At 35.5% G+C, this 25,900-nt stretch carries 21 protein-coding genes and 1 other annotated feature; of the genes, 9 read left to right on the plus strand and 12 right to left on the minus strand.

The features are described 5' to 3' along the window. The first annotated feature begins 471 nt into the window (after positions 1-471). Together R9X47_RS20080 and R9X47_RS20085 are read left to right on the plus strand one after the other, a co-directional pair. On the plus strand, positions 472-4,200 hold the full coding sequence (locus R9X47_RS20080; protein ID WP_432662861.1) for a S8 family serine peptidase: 3,729 nt from the start codon (positions 472-474) through the stop codon (positions 4,198-4,200). 418 nt (positions 4,201-4,618) lie between these two features. Then, positions 4,619-5,542, plus strand: coding sequence for an exopolyphosphatase (locus tag R9X47_RS20085; RefSeq protein WP_432662862.1), 924 nt, complete (start codon positions 4,619-4,621; stop codon positions 5,540-5,542). A gap of 55 nt (positions 5,543-5,597) precedes the next feature. Here the strand turns inward: R9X47_RS20085 and R9X47_RS20090 are convergent, their stop codons facing one another. Further along, entirely contained in the window at positions 5,598-7,619 is a 2,022-nt protein-coding gene (locus R9X47_RS20090) for an EAL domain-containing protein (protein ID WP_432662863.1), read from the minus strand. A gap of 316 nt (positions 7,620-7,935) precedes the next feature. Continuing rightward, the gene (gene lysA, locus R9X47_RS20095) at positions 7,936-9,198 is read right to left on the minus strand and encodes a diaminopimelate decarboxylase (RefSeq protein WP_432662864.1); all 1,263 of its coding nucleotides are present in this window, start codon (positions 9,196-9,198) and stop codon (positions 7,936-7,938) included. Between the two features lie 403 nt (positions 9,199-9,601). Between lysA and R9X47_RS20100 the strand changes: the two genes are divergently transcribed. After that, a complete protein-coding gene (locus R9X47_RS20100) occupies positions 9,602-9,748 on the plus strand; it encodes a hypothetical protein (RefSeq protein ID WP_432662865.1) in 147 nt (48 codons plus the stop codon). 82 nt (positions 9,749-9,830) lie between these two features. Here the strand turns inward: R9X47_RS20100 and trpA are convergent, their stop codons facing one another. From trpA to trpE, 7 genes are all read right to left on the minus strand, one after another. Next, the gene (gene trpA, locus R9X47_RS20105) at positions 9,831-10,619 is read right to left on the minus strand and encodes a tryptophan synthase subunit alpha (RefSeq protein WP_432662866.1); all 789 of its coding nucleotides are present in this window, start codon (positions 10,617-10,619) and stop codon (positions 9,831-9,833) included. Then, positions 10,619-11,806: a tryptophan synthase subunit beta gene (gene trpB / locus R9X47_RS20110; protein ID WP_432662867.1), complete on the minus strand. Its 1,188-nt coding sequence runs from the start codon at positions 11,804-11,806 to the stop codon at positions 10,619-10,621. The genes trpA and trpB overlap by 1 nt, the downstream gene beginning before the upstream one ends. A gap of 1 nt (position 11,807) precedes the next feature. Then, entirely contained in the window at positions 11,808-12,410 is a 603-nt protein-coding gene (locus tag R9X47_RS20115) for a phosphoribosylanthranilate isomerase (protein ID WP_432662868.1), read from the minus strand. After that, on the minus strand, positions 12,411-13,187 hold the full coding sequence (gene trpC / locus R9X47_RS20120; RefSeq protein ID WP_432662869.1) for an indole-3-glycerol phosphate synthase TrpC: 777 nt from the start codon (positions 13,185-13,187) through the stop codon (positions 12,411-12,413). Then, on the minus strand, positions 13,184-14,203 hold the full coding sequence (gene trpD / locus R9X47_RS20125; protein ID WP_432662870.1) for an anthranilate phosphoribosyltransferase: 1,020 nt from the start codon (positions 14,201-14,203) through the stop codon (positions 13,184-13,186). Before trpD ends, trpC begins: the two co-directional genes overlap by 4 nt. 267 nt (positions 14,204-14,470) lie before the next feature. Then, positions 14,471-15,052, minus strand: a complete 582-nt coding sequence (locus R9X47_RS20130; protein ID WP_432662871.1) for an anthranilate synthase component II — start codon at positions 15,050-15,052, stop codon at positions 14,471-14,473. Further along, positions 15,033-16,517: an anthranilate synthase component I gene (gene trpE, locus R9X47_RS20135; protein ID WP_432662872.1), complete on the minus strand. Its 1,485-nt coding sequence runs from the start codon at positions 16,515-16,517 to the stop codon at positions 15,033-15,035. Before trpE ends, R9X47_RS20130 begins: the two co-directional genes overlap by 20 nt. Before the next feature lie 235 nt (positions 16,518-16,752). After that, positions 16,753-17,014, minus strand: a binding site (T-box leader). Between the two features lie 121 nt (positions 17,015-17,135). On the opposite strand from trpE, the gene R9X47_RS20140 reads away from it, so the two are divergent. The 3 genes from R9X47_RS20140 to R9X47_RS20150 are packed head-to-tail and all read left to right on the plus strand — an operon-like array spanning position 17,136 to position 19,451. Continuing rightward, complete coding sequence (locus R9X47_RS20140; protein ID WP_432662873.1) at positions 17,136-18,377, plus strand: NAD(P)/FAD-dependent oxidoreductase; 1,242 nt, start codon at positions 17,136-17,138, stop codon at positions 18,375-18,377. 4 nt (positions 18,378-18,381) lie between these two features. Beyond that, positions 18,382-18,942 carry a DNA-3-methyladenine glycosylase I gene (locus tag R9X47_RS20145; RefSeq protein ID WP_432662874.1) on the plus strand — a complete coding sequence of 187 codons (561 nt, stop codon included), beginning with the start codon at positions 18,382-18,384 and terminating at the stop codon, positions 18,940-18,942. Positions 18,943-18,956: 14 nt separating this feature from the next. Beyond that, positions 18,957-19,451, plus strand: a complete 495-nt coding sequence (locus R9X47_RS20150; protein WP_432662875.1) for a flavodoxin family protein — start codon at positions 18,957-18,959, stop codon at positions 19,449-19,451. Between the two features lie 62 nt (positions 19,452-19,513). Here the strand turns inward: R9X47_RS20150 and R9X47_RS20155 are convergent, their stop codons facing one another. From R9X47_RS20155 to R9X47_RS20165, 3 genes are read right to left on the minus strand one after another with little or no spacing between them, the layout of a single operon-like run. Next, a complete protein-coding gene (locus R9X47_RS20155; RefSeq protein WP_432662876.1) occupies positions 19,514-20,176 on the minus strand; it encodes a class II aldolase/adducin family protein in 663 nt (220 codons plus the stop codon). A gap of 27 nt (positions 20,177-20,203) precedes the next feature. Beyond that, on the minus strand, positions 20,204-20,764 hold the full coding sequence (locus tag R9X47_RS20160) for a class II aldolase/adducin family protein (RefSeq protein ID WP_432662877.1): 561 nt from the start codon (positions 20,762-20,764) through the stop codon (positions 20,204-20,206). 21 nt (positions 20,765-20,785) lie between these two features. Continuing rightward, a complete protein-coding gene (locus tag R9X47_RS20165) occupies positions 20,786-22,315 on the minus strand; it encodes a xylulokinase (RefSeq protein WP_432662878.1) in 1,530 nt (509 codons plus the stop codon). A 251-nt stretch (positions 22,316-22,566) separates the two neighbouring features. Here R9X47_RS20165 and R9X47_RS20170 point away from each other — a divergent pair, with 251 nt between their 5' ends. The 3 genes from R9X47_RS20170 to R9X47_RS20180 all read left to right on the plus strand — a co-directional run bounded on the left by R9X47_RS20170 (position 22,567) and on the right by R9X47_RS20180 (position 25,883). Beyond that, positions 22,567-23,169 (plus strand): TetR/AcrR family transcriptional regulator, encoded by a 603-nt coding sequence (locus R9X47_RS20170; RefSeq protein ID WP_432662879.1) that lies wholly within the window; start codon positions 22,567-22,569, stop codon positions 23,167-23,169. Between the two features lie 15 nt (positions 23,170-23,184). After that, positions 23,185-24,648 (plus strand): aspartate aminotransferase family protein, encoded by a 1,464-nt coding sequence (locus R9X47_RS20175; RefSeq protein WP_432662880.1) that lies wholly within the window; start codon positions 23,185-23,187, stop codon positions 24,646-24,648. A gap of 134 nt (positions 24,649-24,782) precedes the next feature. After that, positions 24,783-25,883, plus strand: a complete 1,101-nt coding sequence (locus R9X47_RS20180) for a YibE/F family protein (protein WP_432662881.1) — start codon at positions 24,783-24,785, stop codon at positions 25,881-25,883. The last annotated feature ends 17 nt before the right edge of the window (positions 25,884-25,900 follow it).

The raw sequence follows: 25,900 nt of genomic DNA on the forward strand, positions 1-25,900 counted from the left end.
ATTTCTTCGTTGTTGCTTCAAGCAAGAACCCTTACGTATGTCTGTATACGCTACGGTCTCTTGCTTTCAATACGCCTCGAACTTCAGATTTCTCAACAGTCTGTCATCTTGTAGACTTTATCTACAATCTGAAAACGCCTAAATTTGATTAGGCGTTTTTTATTTTGGAAAATTTCTCTAAGAGAAATCTGACCAAAACAGAGAGGTTCGATACCTCGGAGTCTTCATTTTAATAAATATAGAAATTGTCGTCGATAAATAGCATACTATACAGAATTATGAAAAATATTATAAAAACATGACTGAAAATAATGAATGAAAATTTGGAAAATTCTATTGAAAATTTTTTTATATATAGTAATATTTATATAAGCATAATATTTTATACCATAATTTCTATAGAAAGGAGTAAATGTAAAAAAATATTCAAAAATGAACTTTATGACAAATAGTTAGAAAGGATGATGAAACTTGAAAATTAGAAGGTTATTATCACTATTTATTATTACTATTTTTGTAGTTACATCTTTATCGGCTTCCTTTGCGGCTCCTGATTTGGAGGATTATGCAAGAAAAGGTAGTAGCTTAGATTTAGATAAAAAAGAAAGAGGTTTAAAGGATAGCGATGAGGTAAGATTAATTATAGAACTTGAAGACGAACCAATTATTCAACATGCAATAGAAGAAGAAATGAAGTTTTTTGAGCTTGATGACGATTTTGTTGACTCTACAGCTAGAGAGTTAATGGAAGTTCAAAGATCGCTACAAGAAAATATTGACGAAGAAGATATAGATATAGAATATCACAATAGTTTTGTAAACGTATTTAATGGTTTCAGTTGTACTGCAACCCTTGGAGATGCTAAGAAAATTGAAGAATTACCTGATGTTAAGAAGGTATACATAGCTAATGAATACAGTAGACCTGAACCGACTATGAGAGATAGCTTAGATAAAGTAAAGGCTAGAGCCGTATGGAAAGACTTAGGCTATGATGGTGAGGGTATGGTTGTAGCAGTTCTTGACACAGGAATTGATCCTAGCCACCAAGATATGATACTTACAGATGATGATAATGTAAAGCTATCTAAAAAAGACGTAGCTTCAAAGGAACTTCCAGGAATATGGCATACAGATAAAGTTCCTTATGGATATAATTACATGGACAACAATCAAGAAATATTAGATTTGGGTCCAGAGGCAAGTAGACATGGGATGCACGTAGCTGGTACAGTGGGAGCAAACGGTGACGAAGAAGACGATGGAATAAAAGGTGTTGCACCGGAAACACAATTACTTGCTATGAAGGTTTTCGGCAACAATCCATCTATGCCTTCAACCTATGGAGATGTAATTATTAGAGCTATGGATGATTCTGTTAAATTAGGCGCAGATGTTATAAATATGAGTTTGGGTTCAACAGCAGGCTTTGTTCAACCGGATGATCCAGAGCAAAGAGCCGTAGCTAGAGCCGTAGAAAATGGTGTGTTTGTTTCTATTTCAGCGGGGAATTCGGACAAGTTAGCTTCTCCACTGGATCCCGATGCAGAGAATCCAGATGTAGGAGTAGTAGGTTCTCCAGGTATTGCAATAGATTCAGTACAGGTTGCATCTGTAAATAATAAGATATACCTGTATGAGCATAATGTAGAGGTTTCAGGAATAGATGGAACTATAGTAGGTTATGGTAAGGATAAATGGAATAAACTTTCATCAGAATTAGACTTAATTGCAATTGGAGGCGAAAAGCTTGGTACTCCAGATGATTATAAAGGCATAGACGTTGAGGATAAGGTTGTACTTGTAAGTAGAGGCGCATATAGTTTTAGAGATAAAACTGCGTGGGCAGCTGAAGAAGGAGCAATTGGAATAATCGTATATGATCACGGACAAGCCAAATTCTATAAGGATCAAGGTGGCTGGGAAATACCATTCATGAAGATAAGTAAGGAAGATGGAGAAGCATTAGAAGAAAAATTAGCTAATGGATCTATTTCTATCGAGGTTGAATTAAAGTCCGAAGGATTAGATCCTACATCTGGATACATGTCTGACTTTACTTCATGGGGACTTGCTCCAGACCTTGAGTTTAAACCAGAAATAACAGCCCCAGGTGGAAGCATTCTTTCTACTGATCAAGACGACGAATATCAATACATGAGTGGAACGTCAATGGCGGCTCCTCATGTGTCAGGTGGCGCGGCTCTTGTACTTCAAGCAGTAGAGGAGAGATTCCCGGACTTAGAGGGTAAAGAAAAAGTTGAAATGGCTAAAAATCTTATGATGAGCACAGCTGTACCTGTTAAAGAAGAGGTTGATGATGATGTTTATGAGTATACTTCACCGAGAAGACAGGGTGCAGGAGTAATGGATTTATTAAAGGCCACTACAACACCTGCTATAGTCGTAGATGAAGACACAGAAATTAGTAAGGTTGCCCTTAAGGAAATAGACGATAATGAAAAGTTTACTATTACAATTAAGAATCTAGAGGATAAAGATCTTGAGTATGAAATTTATGGAAGTGTTGCAACAGACCTTGTTGAAGATGGAAAAATTATGGGAGCTCCTCAGCCTATAGTGAATAAGAAGGATAAAACACCTATAGAGTTTATGCTAGATGGAGATGAAATTGATGATGATGATACTATTAAAGTAAAGGGCGGCAAAAGTGTTGATATCGACGTAGAGATTGATTTAGATGACGCAAAAGCTCTAGTATCTGACGAGGAGTTAGAGGACTTATTCCCTAATGGAGCATTTGTAGAGGGCTTCATACAGCTTAAGGAGAAAAACTCAGATGATGACGGTATGGATCTAGTTATACCATACGTTGGATTTTATGGTGAATGGGATGAAGCTGAAAATATAGATGGAAGCATATATGATAAGAACAGTTTATATGGAATCACGGGTATGATTGAACCAGAAGATGAATATGAAGATTTTAAATATTTAGGACAAATAGATGATGATGAATGGGATGAAGACAAAATTGCTATTTCACCAAACTCTGATGAGATCAAGGACGCTACCGAACCTGTACTTTCATTCTTAAGAAATGTTAAAGAACTAGATATAGATATTTTAGATAGTGATAAAGAGAAAGTAAGGAATTTAGCTAGTAAGGAGTACGTTAGAAAGAGTTATTTTGATGGAGAAATCGCTGATGCATATACGAAGAACGATGCTTGGGTATGGGACGGTAAGATCAAAAATAAGATAGCTCCTGATGGACAATACTATTACAGTGTTAGAACTATCATTGACTATCCAGATGCGGATTGGCAGACAAAACTATTCCCAATATATGTAGATACAGAAGCTCCTGATATTGAGGAAATTACATATGATGGATCTGACAATGAGATAGTTGTTGAGGCTGATGATGAAGGCGTTTCAATAGAAAAGTATGTATTAATAGAAGATGATGAGATAATAGGTGAAAGTGAGAAAGGAAAATTTGATGCAGAAGATCTTTCAAAGGGTATACACAAGTTAACTGTTGAAGTCACTGATTATGCTGGAAATGTAGCTGAGTATACTCAAGATGTTGAAATAAACGATGGTGATGGTAAAATCCCATATATTACAATTATTAGCCCAGAATTTAGAGGAGTATATAATACGGAAGAGATTGAATTAGAGGGTGAAATATCTGAGGCATCGGATCTAGAATACTTAAGAGTAAACGGAGATGATGTTGAGTTTGAGGAAAACGAAGAGTCAGGAAAATTTGAATTTGAAGTAACTCTTACCTACGATGATGGGTTCCACAGCATAGATATAGAGGCGGAAGATGAGACCGGTAATGATATAAACTTCGAGCATGAGGTAATTGTCGATCTTACTGCTCCAACAATTGAAATGGAAGAATGGCCAGAGGAAAGAATAGTTGATCATGATGTGAAAACAGTAGAAGTTGCCGCAGAAATTGAAGAAAACTTTGGAGAGTTAAGGGTAAAGATTAGTGGCGATGAAGTCTTCTACAAAGAAGGAGAATGGGAGTATAAGGATGAGCTTGGTCCAGTATCCTATTCTATGGAAAGTCAAGAAGTTGAATTAGACTATGGAGAAAATATAATAACGATAGAAGCCTATGATAAAGCTGGAAATGAGACTATTAAAGAATACAAGGTATATAGAAAGAAAAAAGGAGAAGAAGATCCAGAATTAGATGAAAGTAGCGATGAAGAATAGGAGTTTGATTTTGGAGTCAGTGTAAAGAGTAAAATTTAGTTAATAATCAAATTTAAAGTACCTTCTAATACAATAAGAAGGTGCTTTAAATTCGTATAAATTAACGAGATTGGTTAATTTCTAATACGAGGCGTTTCGATGTTTCCTTTGCGTTCATGCAATAAATCTGTTTCTCTATATAGTTTTGAAGGTGAAAACAGGTTTATAAAAATCACTCAAATGGAGCATCAAAACATCTTGGCCTATGGGGATGGATATTGAGAACCATTCTTATATAGATAATGAATTTTGAAATAAATACTTGATTTTGGGTAATTAGTCCTATATCATTGTAAGTGAGGAAGAATTACAAATGGCGCCAAAATGTGCCATTTTTTTTATACACTATTACATAAATTACTACTGAGGAGGAACTAGTATGGCAGATAAGTATAGACTGATTACAAGAAGTGACTTTGACGGATTGGTTTGTGCCGTTCTTTTGAAGAAACTGAATATGATTGATGATATTAAGTTTGTTCATCCTAAGGATATGCAAGATGGACTAATTGAAGTTACTGATAGGGATATTACAACTAATTTACCTTACGCAGAAGGAGTATATCTAGCTTTTGATCATCATTTAAGTGAAACTATTAGAAATAAGGGGCAGCGTGAAAACCACATTATTGAAGCTGAAGCACCATCAGCAGCAAGGGTTGTGTATAATTACTACGGTGGAAAGGATACATTCCCAAATGAGTGGGATGATATGCTAATGGCTGTAGATAAAGCCGATTCAGCACAGTTTGTTAAAGAGGACGTATTATCACCTAAAGGATGGGAGCTACTTAGCTTCTTAATGGATGCAAGAACAGGCCTTGGAAGATTTAGAAACTTTAGAATTTCTAATTATAATTTGATGATGGAACTTATTGACTATTGTAAAGATCATAAGATAGAACAAATATTAGAACTACCGGATGTTAAGGAAAGGGTAGAATTATATTTCAAATACGAAGAGGATTTTAAGAAACAGCTGCAGAAACTTGCCCAGGTTCATGACAATGTATTAGTGATCCCTTTAAAGGACGAAGAGACAATTTATCCAGGTAACCGATTTATGAAATATGCTCTATACCCTGAAACGAATATCTCAATCCAAGTTATTTGGGGTCTTAAGAAGCAAAACACTGTGTTTACTGTCGGAAAATCGATTTTTAATAAGACATCTGATGTTAATATCGGAGAATTAATGCTTGAATATGGCGGTGGTGGACATCGTAATGCCGGTACTTGTCAAGTAGATAATGATAGAGCCGATGAGGTATTGAAAGAGATCATTGAGAAATTGAAGGATTAGTTAATTATAAAGAAACAGCACTTTTGAGTGCTGTTTTTTGTATTACTTGTATTACTTAAGATATTCTATTTTGAAATTTGGAAGAATAAAACTTCACAAAATCTTCTTGGGTCATTGGCTTACCATATAGATATCCTTGCATTTCATCACATTCATTTTCTTTGAAGAAGTCAGCTTGAACTTTGTTTTCTACTCCTTCAGCAACTATTTCTAATTCAAGGCTTTTTCCTAAAGCTAGAACAGTTGAAGCGATTATAGAATCATCATTTTCATCATTTATTTTACTTACAAAAGATTTATCGATTTTTAACTTGTTTACGGAAAAACTATTTAATTGACTGAGGGAAGAATACCCTGTGCCAAAATCATCTATAGCAAACTTAACTCCGATTTCTCTTAGTTCTTTTATTATTTTAAAGGTATGTTCAACATTTTGCATAGCTATACTCTCTGTGATTTCTAACTCTAAGTACTCAGGTTCTAATCCGGTTTCTGTTAATATATTGGAGACCATTGCCGTTAAATCCTGTAGTTCGAATTGACGTGGAGAAAGATTAACCGCTACTGTCAAAGGCGGATATCCAGCATTTTGGAGAAATTTATTATGGGCACATGCAGTACGTAATACCCACTCTCCAATAGGGATGATCAACCCTGTTTCTTCTGCTAATGGAATGAATTTTAGAGGAGAAACTAGTCCCCAATTAGGATGTTGCCAGCGTACTAGAGCTTCCATTCCAGTTACTGTCTCTGTTTTAGTATCAACCTTAGGTTGATAATGTACAACAAACTCATTATATTCGATTGCACGCCTAAGACTATTTTCCATCTCCAACCGTTCTAATGCTTTGGCGTTTAGAGCTTGAGTGAATATTTGGAAGTTATTTTTGCCCTTTTCCTTAGCTCGATACATGGCAATATCAGCATTTGTAAGTAGAGTCTCATCATCTTCCCCATCATTGGGATAAATAGATACTCCAATACTGGCAGTTAGATAAAGCTCGTGACTATCGATTATTATAGGCTCTCTTATAGCCTCAAGGATTTTATTAGCGATGTTACCTATATCCTTTTCTGGAGCTAATCCAGGTAGTAAGACTACAAATTCATCGCCTCCTATTCGAGCAACCGTATCGTCTTCACGTACGCTGTTCTTAAATCTTTTGGCAACTTCATTAAGTAGCTTGTCACCTACATCATGGCCTAGGGTATCATTAATAAGCTTAAATCTATCTAAATCAATGTACATTACAACAAATTTTTGATTAACGTATTTTGAATGAGTGATTTCGTGGGTGATACGTTCCTTCAACAGAAGTCTGTTCGGTAAATCGGTTAATGAGTCATACAAAGCTTGATACCTAATCATTTCTTCATAATGTTTTCGCTCTGTAATATCACGCAACATAATAGTAAATAAATTCTTCTCGCCAACGTTGAATGGGCTTATAGTAAAATCAATAGGTAAAGTGGACTTATTCTTTCTATGTCCTATGATTTCACGAGTGTTAGATATAAGTTTTTCATCAACATCGTTTTTGTTGCAATCTGTATAGCAAAGTTGAGGAATGATTATATCGATGTTTTTGCCAATTAATTCACTAGAAGTATATCCAAAAATCTGCTCCGCAGCAGGATTTATATATCGTATTATTCTATTTGTATCAATGGTAAGTATTCCTTCGATTGCATGATTAATTATAGAGCTGGCAAAGGCCTCACTTTGATAAAGATTTATCTCGGTACGCCTTGCTTTTATTAAACGGTTTAAACGTTGACGTAAAACTGCCCAATTAATAGGCTTACTAATGTAATCGGTAGCTCCGGCGTCAAAAGCGACATTTACAGAATCTTCGTCTTCTAGAGATGTGATCATAATTACAGGCGTATTTTTCCCATCAGGTAATCCCTGTAATTGGGCGCAGGCAGTAACGCCATCTATTTTTGGCATTACAAAATCCATGAGAATAATGTCGGGTTTTAATTGTAAAAAAAGTGAGAGGGCTTCTTTACCGTCCTTGGCTTCGGCAACTTCATAGTTTTGGGTTTCTAAAAAGCGTCGAAAGGCAGATCTCATAAATTTAGAGTCATCTGCTACTAAGACCAAAGGTTTCTTTTTATCAAATATTTTTTTTATCATGATAAATAATATAGAAGTTTGCTTTTACTGCAAATTAAAATATACTAGCAAAGATCTATATCTCCCTTCTATTTTTTTGTGATTATAATATTGTTATAAAAGATAATTCCTACGATATAGCAATTGCTTATACAATACAAAATTATATAATAAAACCCTTGAAAGACATGTCGAAACTTGTCGAATGAATAACGGTTTTTTTATGAGTACTGAAAAAATAAAAGTGTAGACAATTCGTCTACACTCTTATTTTCTATAAATTTCTTGCAATTAAATCTTCATAGGTCTCTCTTCTAACGGTTAATCTATCCTCACCATCCTTAATCATGACAACGGCCGGTCTTGGAATCTTGTTATAATTACTAGCCATAGAATAGTTATAAGCACCGGTGCTTTTAACCGCCAAAATGTCTCCGGGAGCAAGTCTTGGAACCTTAAGATCCCATATCAATATATCTCCTGATTCGCAACATTTGCCCGCAATTGTAACAGTATCATTTTTTTCTTCATTTATTTTATTAGCTATTACTGCTTCATATTTAGCCTGATATAGAGCAGTTCGAGGATTGTCTGGCATACCTCCATCTACTCCAACATAGGTTCTTACATTTGGGATTTCCTTTATTGATCCTATTGAATATAGGGTTATTCCAGCTTCTCCAATTATCCATCTACCGGGTTCAATAATCACCTCAGGTATTAATAAATTGCTTTTCTCACAAGCCAGGATTAGGGCTTCCATTATTGCATCTGTAAAATATCTAAGAGGCTTTGGATCATCTCCATTAGAATAATATATACCAAATCCACCACCTACATTAAGCTCTCTAGTTTCTAATCCTAATTCTTCTTCTGTTCTCTTCATTATTGTAACTAATGTTTCTAATGCCATTAGATGAGAGGTGTTTTCTAGCAGCTGAGAACCTACATGAAAGTGAAAACCTTTAAATTCTACATATTTCATATCGGTAGTTCGTGAGACTGCATCATAAATCATATCATCCGATATAGGAATACCGAATTTAGAATCTATTTGTCCCGTAGAAATATATTCATGGGTATGGCTGTCTACTCCAGGAGTAACTCTAAATAGTATCTGGATCTTTTTTTCCTTTTCCGTTGTAATGGAATTCAATAAATCAAGCTCATAAAAGTTGTCTACTACTATTCTACCTACATTATTATCTATAGCCATTTCCAATTCATTTATAGTTTTATTATTTCCATGAAAAATGATTTTCTCCATTGGGAAGCCAGCTTGCATGGCAACATAAAGCTCACCACCGGATACTACATCGATACCAAGACCTTCCTTGTCAATAATCCTACACATTTCCTTATTTAGAAAGGCCTTACTAGCATATACGGCTCTTACATTCTTATATTTTTTAATAAAATCTTCTTGTATTTCTTTACATTTATTTACTATATGGTCTTCAGAGACAACATAAAGTGGAGTTCCATATTTTTCTGCAAGCTTCACAGTATCTACATTATAAAATTCAAAATTTGCCAAAGCTCATACCTCCAATTAATCGTGGCATACCATAATATTTTAAATTTTGCCCACAATTTTCGTAAATTTATATCAATATACAGAGCAATTTACATGCCAAGTTTAAGTATGTTGGTTTTAGCTGATTCTTGTCACTAGATTAATAATAGAATTCCGCAAAAGTGGACAAATATATTGACAAGATGTGTATGCAACTGAGAAATACGGCATCATCATCGTATCCGTAAAAGCGAACATGATTCCGTAAAAGCGGACTGAAGGTATTGTAAGTAATACAAGATGAATTTGCAAATTTGCTGAGTATGTAAAAATTTAATAAGTAAACAAAATTGTTCTCATAAAATGGCATATGCCATATAATAATAGTAACAGGGGGGAGAACCTTTACAGGAGGTATATAAGAATGGGGAATAAGTCAGATACAACCACTAAAGACAATAACAAGGTAATAAAAGAAAAACTGGAGTCAGTGAATATTGAAGAAATGGCCATATTTTCAAGCTATAAAATACTTGCAGATGGAACAAGAATTTTTTCGGCAGAGGACTAAAATGGGGTTGTACTCATAAAGGAGTTTTATGAGTACAGCCCTGGGATGTCTCAGAAATTCATCATTCTGAGACATCCCTCAGCTAAAGTGAATCTCTTAACCTGCTTGTGAAATTGAAGACATCATCTATAATAGTACTATTCTTAATGCCATTTTCGATCTTTTCAATAATAGCGCTTCCAACAATAAGACCGTCAGCAAAATCTTTAAGCTTTTCTACAGTCTTGGTATTAGAAATACCAAATCCTATAGCCAGAGGAGTATTGGTGTACATCCTTACCTTACTAATAAAGCCTGTGAGATCTGAATCAAAATTTTCTCTCTTACCTGTTATTCCAATAGAGGAAATACAGTAGACAAATCCTTCTGTGTTCCTAACAATTTCTTTAATTCTATCCTCAGAAGTAGGGGCAACAAGAGGAATCAAGTCCATAGGATAGTCTTTCATAATCTCCACTAACTCTTGTCGTTCTTCAAGAGGCAGATCAGGAATAATTAATCCATCTATTAGGCCATCACATTTATCTAGAAAGGTTTTGATTCCATACTTAAATATTGAATTATAATAAAGCAATAATGCTATAGGAATATCCGTTTTAGATCTTAACTTAGGAATCATTTCGAAAAATGAGTCAATGGTAGCCCCAGCCTTTAAAGCTCTTGCAGATGCTCTCTGAATTATAGGGCCATCGGCAAGGGGATCGGAATAGGGGATTCCAAGTTCAACTATATCGGCACCAGCCCTTTCCATTGCTAGAACCAAGTTTATTGTAGTTTCTACGTTAGGATCACCATAGGTAACGTATGTTATTAAAGCTTTTCTATTACTTGATCGCAATTCCTTGAACTTCTTGGTAATTCTACTTTTCATTATAGTGCACCTCCGTATTCAGATATGGTATGAATATCCTTGTCCCCTCTACCGGATAAATTGACAACTATGATATCATCCTTCTTGGTTTTTGGCGTCAACTTAAGCAAATAGGCTATAGCATGGGAGCTTTCGAGGGCAGGGATTATACCCTCTACTTGAGTTAAGATTTTAAAGGCGTTTACAGCTTCTTCATCAGTAATGGCTACGTATTTTGCCTTACCCGTAGAATGGAGATATGCATGTTCTGGTCCTATACCAGGATAATCTAAGCCTGCAGAAATTGAATGTACAGGATCAATCTGCCCATACTTATCCTGCAATAAATAGGTCATCATTCCGTGTATGACACCTATAGAGCCTTTAGTAATAGTTGCAGCGTGTTTATCTGTATCAACTCCTAAACCTGCGGCTTCAACACCATATAAATTTATATTCTCTTCATTACAAAAAGGATAAAATAATCCCATGGCGTTACTGCCACCACCCACGCAGGCTATCAAGTAATCTGGTAATCTATTTTCTTTTTCAATAACTTGTTTTTTTACTTCATCCCCAATAATTCTCTGAAAATCCCTCACCATAGTTGGATAGGGGTGGGGACCAACAACGGAGCCTATTACATAAAAGGTATTATTAACATTTGTAACCCAATCCCTAATAGCTTCATTTGTAGCATCCTTTAAGGTAGCTGTTCCAGAGGTAACTGGATTTACCTTAGCACCTAGCATTTTCATTTTATATACATTTAGGGATTGTCTTTCGATATCTTCTTTGCCCATATATACCTCACAGTCAATATCAAACATTGCACAAACTGTTGCAGTTGCTACACCATGCTGTCCAGCTCCAGTCTCAGCAATAATACGCTTTTTATTCATTCTCTTTGCCAGAAGAACCTGACCTATAACATTATTGATCTTATGGGCTCCTGTGTGGTTCAAATCTTCTCTTTTTAGATAGATTTTTCCACCGCCTAGTTTTTTAGTGAGGTTTTCAGCATAATACAAGGGAGTTGGTCTTCCTGAGTACTCCACTACATAGTATCTATATGACCTAAGGAATTCTGGATCTTCTTTAGCTTCTAGGTATTCTCTTTCAAGTTCGATTAAAGCATTCATCAAGGTTTCTGGAACAAATTGACCTCCGAACCTTCCGAATCTTTTAGGTAGACATCCTATACTCATATTATTTTCTCACCCTTTCAATAAATCTCTTCATCTTATCAAAATCTTTGAATCCATCTATCTCAACTCCGCTACTGACATCAACGATGCTTGGCCTCACAATATTAATAGCCATATCTATGTTGTCTTCTGAAAGACCACCTGCCAAAATAATAAATTTCTCCTTACCGATCTTAGAAGCTAAATTCCAGTTAAAGGTATCACCGGTACCGCCATAGGCTCCCTTGACATAGGTGTCTAATAGGTAGCCATCAGAACTATAATGCTGTATTTCTTTTAGGCTATCCTCATTTTTTATTCTAAATGCCTTCCAGACTTCTCTATCAAATAAGCTACAGTATTTTGGAGTTTCATCACCGTGAAGTTGAATAACATCGAGTTTACAAAAGCCAGATATATCTCTAACCCTATCTACTGAAGTGTTTAAAAAGACACCCACGGTTTTTATAGATTTATCAAGATCATTAATCAATTCTTTAGCCTTATACTTATCTATTTGGCGTTTACTTTTTGCAAAGACGAATCCTACATAATCAGGTTTAAGCTGGTTAACATAAGCTATATCTTCCCTACGTCTTAAGCCACATATCTTAACTTTAGTCATTTACTCACCCCTAAGCTCTTTAAACTTATCTTCTATAGATTCTGCCCTCATAAGACTTTCACCGATAAGAACACCTTTTACACCAAGGGATTGAAGAAACGCTATATCGGATCTGGTGTTAATTCCACTTTCGCTAATAACTATTTTAGATTTTGGTACATACTCTATAAGCCTTTCAGTTACGGTTAAGCTTGTTTTAAAGGTTTTTAAATCTCTATTGTTAATACCTATAATTTCTGAATCAACCTCCAATGCAATCTCAAGCTCCGATCTATTATGAACCTCTACTAAACACTGGAGTCCTATGCTTTTAGCTAGCCCTTTGAACTCCAATAATTGATTTTTCGATAAAATAGATACAATAAGAAGTATGGCATCGGCTCCTAAAAGCTTTGATTGGTATATCTGGTAGGGATCAATAATAAAATCCTTTCTAAGCAGTGGAGCATAGGTAACGTTTCTGACCTTACCTAAATAATCATTGCTTCCCAGAAAGAAGTTATCTTCAGTTAGTACCGATATCGCTTCAGCTTTATTAGATTTATAAGCCTCAGCTATGGCTACAGGGTTGAAATCCTTTCTAATCAACCCCTTAGAAGGGGAGGCTTTCTTCACTTCAGCAATGATGCTAATATTATCTCTATCTTCAAAGGCTCCCTTAAAGTTTCTTCCAGTATCATGTGAATCTATTAGTGAAAGAATCCTATCGAGTGAAAGGATATTTTTCTCTTCTTCAATTCTTTTCCTTTTATAAGAAACTATTTTTTCTAGAATCATGTTGCCAGCTCCTGACTAATATCAATAAATTGATTTAATTTTTTTAATGCAAGACCTTTATCTAGTGTTATTCTAGCCTGATTTATGCCACTAGCTAAAGAATCTACCTTGCCTCCAACATATATAGCTGCTCCAGCATTAAGAAGAGCTATATCTCTTTTTGCTCCCTTTTCGCCCTTCAATATATTTAATATAATCTCAGCATTTTCTTTAGGATAGCCTCCAATTAGATCCTCTGATTTACCTAGTTTAAATCCATATTCTTTAGGGTCGAGGTAGTAGGTAGATATTTTATTATCCCTGATTTCAGAGACTTTAGTTTTGGTGGTAATAGTAATTTCATCAAGACCATCCAAGCCGTGTACTACCATGGATCTTCGTGATCCTAAGTTCTTCAAAACACCGGCCATTAATTCATTGAGTTCTTCATCAAACACCCCTAAAAGCTGATTTTTTGCCATAGCCGGGTTGGTAAGTGGGCCGAGGATGTTAAAAATAGTTCTAATACCAAGTTCGCGCCGAGGAATTACTACATTTTTCATGGCACTATGAAATCTAGGAGCAAACATAAATCCTATGTTAACTACATCAACGCATTTTTTTACCTTATCAGGATCAAGCTCAATATTAACCCCTAAACTTTCCAATACATCTGCACTTCCACACTTGCTTGAAACCGAACGATTACCATGCTTTAAAACCTTAACTCCGGCTGCTGCCGATATTATTGCAACCAAGGTAGAGATATTAAAGGTATTAGCTCCATCACCACCGGTACCAACAGGATCTACAGCGTATTCATCTTCTATATCTACCTTAAGAGCCTTTGACCTCATCACCTTGGCTCCACCGGTGATCTCATCGATAGTTTCACCCTTCATACGTAGGGCGGTTAAGAAGCTGCCTATCTGAGAATTTGCAGCATTACCATCCATAATAATGTTCATAGCCTGTATCATTTCTTTTTCTGTCAGGTTTTCTTTATTTATCAACTTTGTTATTGCAAATCTAAGCATTTAAAGACCTCCTATATCTATAGATCAATTTAGCTTCATGTGTTAATAAATTATACGTTATCATTTTAAAATACTTAGGGAGTTATGATATTTCATTTGAGTGATTTTTATGAACCTGTTTTTACCTACAAAATTATATTAGAAAACAGGTTCATTGCATGAACGAAAAGGAAATATCATCACTCCCCGCTTTGGAAATTAGCACAATAAGTTAGTTTAAGTTTTTTTCATTGCATAAATGAAAAAGAAATATCAAAGCCCCACGGATCAGCAACTAACTGTTGTTGTTAACTCAAGAAAGTTTTTTATTATTTCCTTTCCACCACGTGTAGCAATGGCCTCAGGATGAAACTGTACTCCAAATATAGGGTGCCTTTTATGCATAAGAGCCATTATCTCACCATCGCTGGTCTTAGCAGTAAAGGATAAGTCATCGGTTAATGAGTTCTTATCAACTATCAAGGAATGATACCTTGTAACCTTCAAAGGATTTTCAATTCCCTTGAATAGACCCATCCCATCGTGGTAAATCATAGAGGTCTTACCATGAAAGGGCTCTTTAGCCCTTACAACTTCGCATCCATAGGTTTCTCCAATTGTTTGATGTCCAAGACAAACCCCTAGAATGGGAATTTTGCCTCCAAATTCCCTTATAATACTTTTTGATATACCAGAGTCCTTAGGCGTACCGGGACCTGGAGAAATAATAATATGAGATATATCCATCTCTCTTAGCTGAGCTATTGTAACCCCATCGTTTCTAAAGACCTTAATATTAGGATTAATCTCACCAATATATTGATAAAGGTTGTAAGTAAAGGAATCGTAATTATCTATTATTACTACCATGTAAATCCTCCTCGGTTATTTTTATTGCTTCCATAAGGGCCTTGGCCTTTCTAAGGGTTTCTAAATATTCACTTTCAGGATCAGAATCTGCAACGATTCCTGCACCGGCTTGAATATAAGCGTTATTCTCCGTAAATACAATTGTTCTAATAGTAATACAGGTATCCATATTCCCATCAAAACCTATACAACCAACTGCTCCTGCATATGCTCCTCTTTTACTACTTTCAAGTTCATCTATAATCTCCATTGCTCGTATTTTGGGGGCTCCTGAAACTGTCCCGGCGGGTAAACATGACACTAAAGAATCGAACATATCAAGATCTTTCCTAAGGCTCCCCGTTACATTAGATACTATATGCATGACATGGGAGTACCTTTGTATTTCCATATAATTAGTAAGCTCTACACTACCAAATTTAGATATTTTACCAATATCATTTCTAGCTAGATCCACCAGCATCAGATGCTCTGCAAGCTCCTTTTCATCCCTTAAAAGCTCGTCTGCTAGAGCTATATCCTCCTCAGGAGTTTTACCTCTAGGTCTTGTTCCTGCAATAGGACAGGTTTCAACTCTGCCTTCCTTAACCTTACAAAGCATTTCTGGTGAAGAACCAACCAGGCTATACTCATTGAATTCTAAATAAAACATATAAGGAGACGGATTGATATCTCTTAGGGTTTGGTAAACATCAAAGGGTCTGGTATTTGTTTCAATCTGTAACCTTTGGGATACAACCACTTGAAATATATCCCCAGATTTTATATACTCTTTGGCATTTAGGACCTTATCCATAAAGGTTTCTTTAGTTTCGTTACTCCTATAGCGAAATTCTTTAGTCTGCATTTCTTGATTATCTTTTAAGATATAATCATCAACTGAGATTTCCTCCCTAATACTTTGAAGTCTATCTAATATCACTTCATCAATATCCTTAGTACAAGGGGAGAGGGGCAGATTAAAAACAATTAAAACCTTCTCTAATAAATGATCATATATAAATATTTCTTCCATGAATAAAAGGTGAATATCTGGAAGTTCTATATCATCATGATTTACATTGCTGAGATTTTCATAGTTTCGTATGATATCGTAGCCAATATAGCCAACTGCACCTCCAATAAAATCAGGCATATTGTCTATAAAAGGCATTTTATATTCCTTCATTAGATCCTTTACAATACCTAAGGGATTACCGGTCTTTTCTATAAGCTGATTTTTTCCATATATATAGACTTCATTTCCGTAGCCTCTGACCTCAATAAATGGTTTCCTACCGATATATGAATAACGTCCCCACTTATCAACAGTTTCGGCACTTTCTAAGAGGTAGCATTTCCCCTTGTTACACAACTTTCTAAACAATGAGACTGGTGTTTCAGATATTTCCTCGATTTCCGTAGAAAGAACCGCAAGCTTTGAGGATTTAAATATTTCTTTGATCTTTGTATTATTACAATGCAATTTAATGCCTCCTTTTCGTATTTATTCAAAAACAAAAAAGACATTTCACTCCCTGAAAAGGGACGAAATGTCTATGGTTTCGCGGTACCACCCTAATTAGATAGGTTATAATTCTACTATAGGTTTTAGGCTTCAAGTATTCAGGCTGCTCCAAGTTAAAAAAATATATAACCTAGGAAGTAGCAGAACAACTTGAAAGAGATAAAGGGTAATAAAAAAAACATCACATCCCAATATACAGGACGAAATGTTTATATTCCGTGTTGCCACCTATTTTAGACAGAATCATCTATCTCACTCTTTCAGATACGGAAATAGTAACTTGCTATTTCGATATCCTGTCTTTGTAACGTAAGACTAACGGCTAATGCTACTCTCAGGAGATTTCACACTGCTTCTCATGGAACCATTCAACAAGCAATCCACGTCGGGCTTCCACCATTTCCGACTCGCTATAGTTTTTTGTCTTATCTACTATTTCCACTCATAGAATTTAATGATATTATTTTCATAGAATTATAATATCAATTGAATACTTTGTCAACAATATAAAAGTATTTTTATGGAAATAATTTTTAATATATAGGAAGAGTGTTTAATTTAAACGGAGGTAATCTAATGAAAAATTACGATGTTATCGTTGTAGGTGCAGGACCGGCAGGACTGTTTGCTGCCATAAACTCTGGGGGAGAAAATAGAAGGGTCTTAGTACTTGAGAGAAATGCTTCGGCGGGGAAAAAACTTTTGATTTCTGGAGCAGGTCAGTGCAATTTAACCCATGAGGGGAATATTAAAGATTTTCTAAATTTTTATGGAGACAATGGAAGATTTGTGAAGCACTCTCTTTTTAAGTTTACCAATGAGGATTTAATGAACTTCTTTAGACAAAGGGGATTAAACTTCATAAGTAATGAAAATGGTAAGATCTTTCCGGAAACCTTAAAGGCGTCAGATGTTTTAAATGTATTATTAGATGAGTGTAAGAAGAGAAATGTTGATAAAAAATACAATCAGAGAGTTACAGATGTTGACTATGATAAAGAAAAATCTACCTTTGATATTAAGACAGAGAAACAGCAATACTCAGCAAGGTATTTAGTAGTGTCTACAGGAGGAAAATCCTATGTTAATACGGGTTCAACAGGGGACGGATATAACTTTGCTAGAAAATTAGGACATGTTATTGAGAAACCAAGACCATGCCTTACACCTCTATACATAAAGGATTATGGGTTTACAGATTTATCTGGAACATCCTTTGAAAATATACCCATTTCCCTATGGAGAAATAATAAGAAAATAAAAAATTGTCTAGGGGATGTTCTTTTGACCCATAGAAACATTTCTGGCCCAGGAATCCTTAATTTTTCAAGATATGTATTGCCAGGAGACATAATAAAAATTAATTTTATAGGGGCAGAGAGTGAGGAAGGATTTCGGTCTGACTTTATAGAAAGAATTAGTTCAAATGGAAAACTGTTAGTAAAGACTATACTTAGAGAATATCCATTATCAAAAAGGTTTATAGATAAGCTCATTGCGATTGCCGATATACCTGAGGAACTTAAGTGCGCAGAGTTAAATAAAAAAATGAGAAATAGATTGATAGAAATGCTTATAGGTTTTCCAATGGAGGTTGAAAGATTAGGGGATTATCATATAGCAATGGCAACAAAGGGAGGAGTATCCCTAAAGGACGTTAGTCCTAAAACCATGGAGTCTCGGATTGTAAAGGGCCTATACTTTGTCGGTGAGGTCCTTGATATCGATGGTGATACAGGAGGATATAATATTCAAGCAGCTTTTTCAATGGGGAAGTTGGCTGCGGAGTCTATAACTAATAAGATGAAGGGAGAGTAGTCTAATGGAAAAAAGATGCGGTTGGGCTGGGAATGATTCCCTATATATTGAATATCATGATAAAGAGTGGGGAGTACCAGTTCATGATGATAGAAGACACTTTGAATTTATGATACTCGAAAGCGCACAGGCTGGACTTAGCTGGATAACTATACTAAGAAGAAGAGAGAACTATAGGGAAGCCTTTGATAATTTTGATCCTATAAAAGTAGCTAAATATGATGAAAAGAAAATTGAAGAACTAATGACTAATGAGGGGATAATTAGAAATAGAAGAAAGATTGAAGCTGCTGTGGCCAATGCCAAGGCTTTTTTGAAAGTACAAGAAGAGTTTGGAAGCTTTAATAAGTACATATGGCAATTTGTTGGAGGAGAGACTATAAAAAATTCATGGAATAGCCTTGATGAGGTTCCGGCAAAAACGCCGGAGTCAGAGGACTTTAGTAAGGACCTAAAAAAGAGGGGATTTAAATTTGTCGGTCCAACCATTTGCTATTCCCATATGCAAGCGGCAGGTCTAGTGAATGATCATTTGGTAGATTGCTTTAGGTATGATGAAGTATAGAAAGGGGAATTAACATGGAGAATAGGGATTTAAAAAAGCTTGTTGTATTTTATTCATTTGAGGGTAATACAAAATTTATAGCTGAGGGTATCAGTGACATCGTAGGAGCAGACTTATTGGAGTTAAAGCCCAAGAAGGATGTAGCATCAAAGGGTTTCATGAAGTACGTCTGGGGTGGTAGACAAGTTATTACGGGTAAAAAGCCAGAACTTTTACCTATGGATAAAAATCTAGATGACTATGATCTTATATTTATTGGTACACCTATATGGGCTAGCAGATATGCCCCTGCTATAAATACGTTCTTAGATACGACACAGATAAATGGAAAGAAAATTGCCTTTTTCTGCTGTCATGCTGGAGGCGGTAATGGAAAGGCCTTTAAGATGTTAAGGGAAGATCTTAATGAAAATGAGATTCTAGGAGAGATGGAATTTAAAGATCCGCTCAAGAAGGGAAGAGAAGAGGCTAAGGAACAATTAAAGGAATGGATAGAAGGAATTATATAGAGAGACTTAGCTGGTAACTATTAGATTTTTGCATACTAGTAGCTATCAGCTAAAATATTTCATCAGACCTTTTTCTTTTCCCTTCTTTTTGAATAGACTCTCAAATAAACATGATGCATAACATAGGCTATAAATCTGTTTATTGGTATTGCACCACCAATTTTTTTAGATTCAATATAAACTATACAGGACTTTTCTAAAACCTGCCATGTAACAATGGTCTCCTCAAGTGACCTACCTAAGCAAATAGCTCCACCATCAGCAAGCAAGGCTGCATATCGTCCTCTTAGGGCTCTAATAACGTTTTTTATGGATTTCTTGCAATGGGCATTCTCGTAGTTGGCAACCCTTATTGTAGGGCCAATTATTTGTGCCATATCATCCAATATAGGTGGAATCTCATTAGTAACCTTGGCAGCTGCACAAGTATTTTTTGACTGTCCAAGAAGTATAGAGGATATATTAGGTCTGGACATATATATATCAGCATGTAACTGATAATCCTTTGTTGGTTTTAAAGTATCATTGCAAGCTAGATTTTTGATATTAACAAATACAATATCTTCCATAGTCAAAGCCCTTAGATCTATTTCGGCAGGTGTAATTGCAATAAAATCATTATCAATTCTTCGACTAATACTTCCTACAGCTTTGTTACCTAGGCCCATTGAATTTAATTTTTTTATCGTGTTAATTATGGGCATACATATATTAGCTTTATCCACGAAGTATCTCCTTTCCTTAAAAACTAATTACTTTTCTATAAAATCCATACAAGCTTTTTCCATGAGTTCACAAGTAATAAAGGCATTTTCAATGGTTTTACCAACGCATATAGCTCCGTGATTTGCAAGTAAAACAGCATTTCCGTACTTCATGAGCTTGATAGTATTCTTTAATAGCTTCCTTGTACCAGAAATTGCATATTCAGTTACTGGGATCGAAGGCCCAATCCTGTCTGCCATATGATCAGAAACAGATGTAACTTCTTTACGTGCTGAAGCAACTATACATGCATTAATGGAGTGGGTGTGTATAACAGCACCGATATCTTTCCTAATCTTATAGAGCTCTGCATGTAATTTACATTCAGAAGATGGCTTCAATTGACCTTCGTAACTGAGATCATTTATATTTACTACAACCATGTCATATACCGTTAACTTATCATAATTCTTGCCGCTTGGAGTGATTACCATAAGATTATCGTTGACCTTTTGGCTAATATTGCCCCAGGTGCCGGCAACAAGACCACTTGATAGTAGGCGTTTTCCTGCTTCTAGAACAAGGTGTCTAGCTTGTTGTACATCCATAAAAAATCCTCCTATTTTAATTTAAAAACGAGAAGCATTTATATCTGAATAGGTTTTATCTAAGGAATAGTAAATAGATTTATAGGTTTTAAATAACTCATCATAGATTTCTGCGTTATCTTTATTAGGTGTATATTTTTTATCTAGATTAATCAATTTTTTTGAGCAATCGAAATCATCGTAAATACCGAGGCCGATTGCTGCACATATGGCTCCGCCTATAGCTCCAGCTATTTTAGGATTCCGGACAGTTTCGATAGGTCTTTGGGTAACATCGGATATTATTTGCATCCATTCCTTATCCAAAGCACCTCCACCTATTAGCTTGAGACTTTGTATGTCAAAACCAAAATCTCTTTTAAAGTTTTCAAGAATCCATCGTATATTATATGCTACACCCTCATAAACAGCACGCATCATATGTTTTCGAGTATGTTCTAAAGAAACATTGAAAAGAGTAGCTCTTGTTGTAGTACTGCTTACGGGACATCGTTCACCAAGCATCCAAGGGGTACATATCAAATAATCAGAACCCGGAGGTATATCTTTAACATGTTCATCCATTAAGGCAAATAAGTCATCTATATTTGGGTCCTCCTGCTCATGCTTATAAAATTGATCGGCAATCCATTGAATGCATATTCCCGCGGCTTCTGTAACACCAACAGCAATATTCATCTTGGGATTTGCACTTTGAATCACTGCTGCTCCATTTTTGTGTTTAAGATTTTTAGCTGTAGATACGCATACCCAAGCGGCAGATCCCAAATAAATATGGGCTTCGTTTTCTCTTACAGCACTTGAGCCAATGGCTGCACTTTGGACATCATCACAGCCTCCGAAAATAGGGGTGCCCTCCAATAGACCAAAGGACTGGGCTGATTTTTTAGATAGACCTCCAACCTTGTCGATTGAGCGTACAAGGGGAGGAAGCTTCTTCATGTCAATTCCACAGGCTTTAAAGATAATTTTAAGCCAATCCTTTTTCTTTAAATCAAAGCCATATGATGAAGCTCCAGACCATTCCATTACTTTCTTTCCAGTGGATTTAAACTTTAGATAACCATTTACATCTAAGAAATATTCTGTTTCTTTATAGATATTATTCTCTTCTTCTTTAATCCAAAGAAGCTTTGGAATTACATCCTTGCCCATTAATTTAATACCAACAATTTTTTCGAATATTTTTTCTCCACCGAGTTTTTTCATTATCTTTTTAGCTTGCTTTTCAGCACGGCCATCTACCCAAGAAATGTTTTTCCTGAGGGGATTTCCTTCTTTGTCGATTGGAATTATTCCCAGTGCTTGGGTTGTATATATTATTCCAGCTATATTCTCGGGACAGACATTAGATTTTTTCATTATATCGTTAGTTGTCTTTATGATTGCATTCCAATAATCATCTGGATCTTGCTCTACCCAGTTTGGATGGGGAAAATGTAGAGGATATGAGACAGATGCAGTGGCATGAACCTCACCATTTATATCTACTAAAACTGCCTTGTTGCTACTTGTACCTACATCATGGGCAATTATGTACTTCATACCCATGGCCAATCCCCCCTTTTATGATATAAATGATTATCGCTAATATATAGTTATTAAGGTATGATTTGTGCAAGAAGTGTGATAGATAGTAAATACTATAATAGAATTGTAATTATTGTTATAATTTGGAACAATATTACTTTGATATTAGTATACTACAGTGTACTAATATATTCAAGTTTGTATATGAACTTGACAATAAAAATACACTAATATACAATTATTGTAAATGGAGTAATTAGAGGAGGATAAGGTTGAATAAGTCTAACATTTCTAGAAGAGAACGTAAAAAGATGAAAACAAATGCAAGTCTCCTTAGATCAGCTAGACGACTATTTGAGAAAAATGGTTATGATAATACATCGATTGAAGAAATTACCGAGTTGGCAGATGTATCAAAGAGTACTTTTTTCAAACATTTTACTAATAAGGAGAGTCTGTTAAAAGGGATTGCAGAGGATGAGATAGCGGATATATTTGAAATGATAGAGGAAGAAGGCTTTGCCTCAAATAAACCTGTTGAAAAAATAAAGAGGATATTAATTAGATTATTAGAGGATGCAATTCCATATTTGCATTTAACGGGAAGAGTTGTTTTTACAACCATAATAAACAGTAAGGAATCTGGGTCTCCCTTTCTTAAAATTAGAAAGGTTTTAGAAGAGTTAGTAAATGAAGGTCAAGAGAAGGGTGATATAAGCAGTGACTTTTCAAAGGAATATGTTGTAACAACCTTTCTTGGTTGTTACTATGGAGTAATTTTTAAATGGTTTGAGGAGGGATGCGAGGCTGGGTCAACTTCTGAATTAGAAGGCATCTTAGATATGATATTTAAGGGTATTGCAAAGGGCAATTAAAAAGGGGAGTAGATTATGGGAAAAGAAGGTTATGCAGTTTCAAGATGGCATGATACAGATGAAATCTACAGAAGACTTGAAGAATTAATTAAGCAACCCATAAGGCCAATTAAAAGAGACGCAATGCAGAGGTATCTTGACTACTTTGAAAACAAATGTGGAAACTCTAAAAAAATGATTACAGAAGCCAAGGAATATATACCTGGGGGGGTTCAGCATAACCTTGCATTCAACTATCCATTTCCTATAGTTATTGATAGAGCAGAGGGAGCTTATCTATGGGACGCCGATGGAAATAAATATATAGACTTCCTTCAAGCTGGGGGCCCTACAATACTAGGAAGTAATTATGAACCCGTTAGGAAAGAGGTTATTAAGCTACTTAATCACTGCGGTCCAGTTACAGGACTTTTTCATGAATATGAGCTTAAAATAGCTAAACTGATAAACAAGCATATGCCAGCAGTAGAAAAATTTCGTATGCTTGGAAGTGGTACAGAGTCTGTTATGGCTGCCATTCGAATAGCAAGGCTTGCTACGGGGAAGAAAAAGGTAGTGAAAATCGGTGGAGCATATCATGGATGGAGCGATCAGATGGTCTATGGACTAAAGATTCCAGGGACAGGTAGATTTGAAGCCCATGGTATACCAAGAGAATGTAGTAAGCATACCCAAGAAGTAAAACCAAATGATATAGAAGCCCTTAGAAAACAGCTTAAGAAGAATAAGTTAAGGGGTGGAACCGCCTGTGTAATAGTGGAACCAGTAGGTCCAGAAAGTGGTACGAGGCCAATATATGAGGAGTATAACAAAGAAGTAAGAAGGCTTTGTGATGACTTTGATACCATCTTAATATTTGATGAGGTTGTCACAGGATTTAGGATAGGTCTTGGCAGCGCCCAAGGATATTTTGATGTTAAGCCTGATCTGACTATCTTTGGCAAGGTAATAGCAGGGGGATATCCAGCAGCAGGTGGTATCGGAGGTAGAAAGGATTTAATTGATCATCTTGCGGCAGGTCTTGAGAGTGGTAAAAAAAGAGCCTATGTTGGTGGAACCCTAGCGGCAAATCCATTAAGCTGTATAGCGGGGTACTACACAATTTTAGAGATTGAAAAGACTAATGCATGTGAAAAAGCAGGTGAAGCCGGAGACAGATTAACAAATGGATTAAATTATCTTATCGATAAGTATAACCTTCCATTTGTAGCCTATAATCAGGGCTCAATATGTCATTTAGAGACAGGAGCAGCTATGTTTGTTAAATTGGGAATTAATATATTAAGCGCCCTAGGAGAGGTAAAGAAGCGTAAGCATATGATGGAGGAAATGGGAGCAGCTTATTTGGCTGAGGGAATAGTAACCTTAGCTGGGAGCAGGTTGTATACTAGCCTATCCGATACCGATGAAGTTATTGATGATGCATTAAACAAATTTGAGAATGTGTTTAGAAATATTGATGGTGTAAAGACTTCATAAATAAAATATGAAAATGGAAAAGGGATTGCCTCAGAATTAATCATTCTAAGACATCCCTATTTTTTCTATTAAAAAGTTTTGGTCTATTTGTATAAGCCTATTCATAATAATTATTATGAATAGGAGGGACAAACATGGGAAGAAGGATTGTATTATTAATTTTAATTTTCCTATTTCTAGGAAGCGGTGCCTATGCTGAAGAGAATAATGGAGATATATTAAAGGCTGAAGTATTAAAGATAGAAGAATACTCAAGGTCAGGGGTAACAACAAAATCTGTAAAGGTTAAGATACTTGAGGGTGAATACAAAGGAAAGGGTATAAATATAGAATATATACCGGTGGAATATTCATCAAATAGCTATGAACTCAGAAAGGGAAGCCGGGTTCTTATAAAGTTAAGTACGGGTCAGAATGGAAGAATAAAAGGAAATATTATTAATGTATCTAGAGAAGACCACCTTAAGTTACTAGGAATTATATTTCTAGTAGTGATAATTATCTTCGGTGGAATAAAGGGAATACTTTCTGTAACCTCATTAGGTATATCGGGCTTAGTAATTGTAAAAATCATGATACCTTTGATTGTTGATGGACACAATCCAATGATGGTTGCAATAATAAGTACAATAATAATTATATTAATTAGTTTTATTCTTATATCTGGATTTACTAGAAAGAGCCTTGTAGCGATAATCGGAACCGTAGGAGGAACAATTATTGCTGGGATTTTGGCGAAGGTATTTACGGATCTATGTTCAATAACTGGACTGGCTAGTGAAGAGGTAAACTTTTTAATAACATATATGAATACAGTTATAGACTACAGAGGGCTCTATCTGAGTGGGGTACTAATAGGAGCCATAGGGGTAGTAATGGATGTAAGTATGTCGATAACCTCTGTAATTTTTGAACTCAAAGATCAGAATCCAAATATGACCTTTGCAGGGCTAATTGCTTCAGGATTAAAGGTAGGTAGAGATATAATGGCAACCATGGTAAATACCCTTATCTTAGCCTATGTTGGAGGAGCTATGCCTATACTATTAGTATTTCACTTCATGAAAATGCCATTGGGTAGACTAGTAAGCATGGAGATTTTATCAACTGAGATAATTAGATCATTATGTGGAAGTATTGGACTAGTTTCAACAATCCCCCTTACTTCACTAGTAGCAAGCATGATGGCTCCTAATATAAGATCTAGAAAAAGAATGTATAATTATAGGAGATAATGTGAAGGGGATATCTT

Source organism: Wukongibacter baidiensis, from assembly GCF_050888315.1.
In the GTDB taxonomy this organism is placed as follows: domain Bacteria; phylum Bacillota; class Clostridia; order Peptostreptococcales; family Caminicellaceae; genus Wukongibacter; species Wukongibacter baidiensis.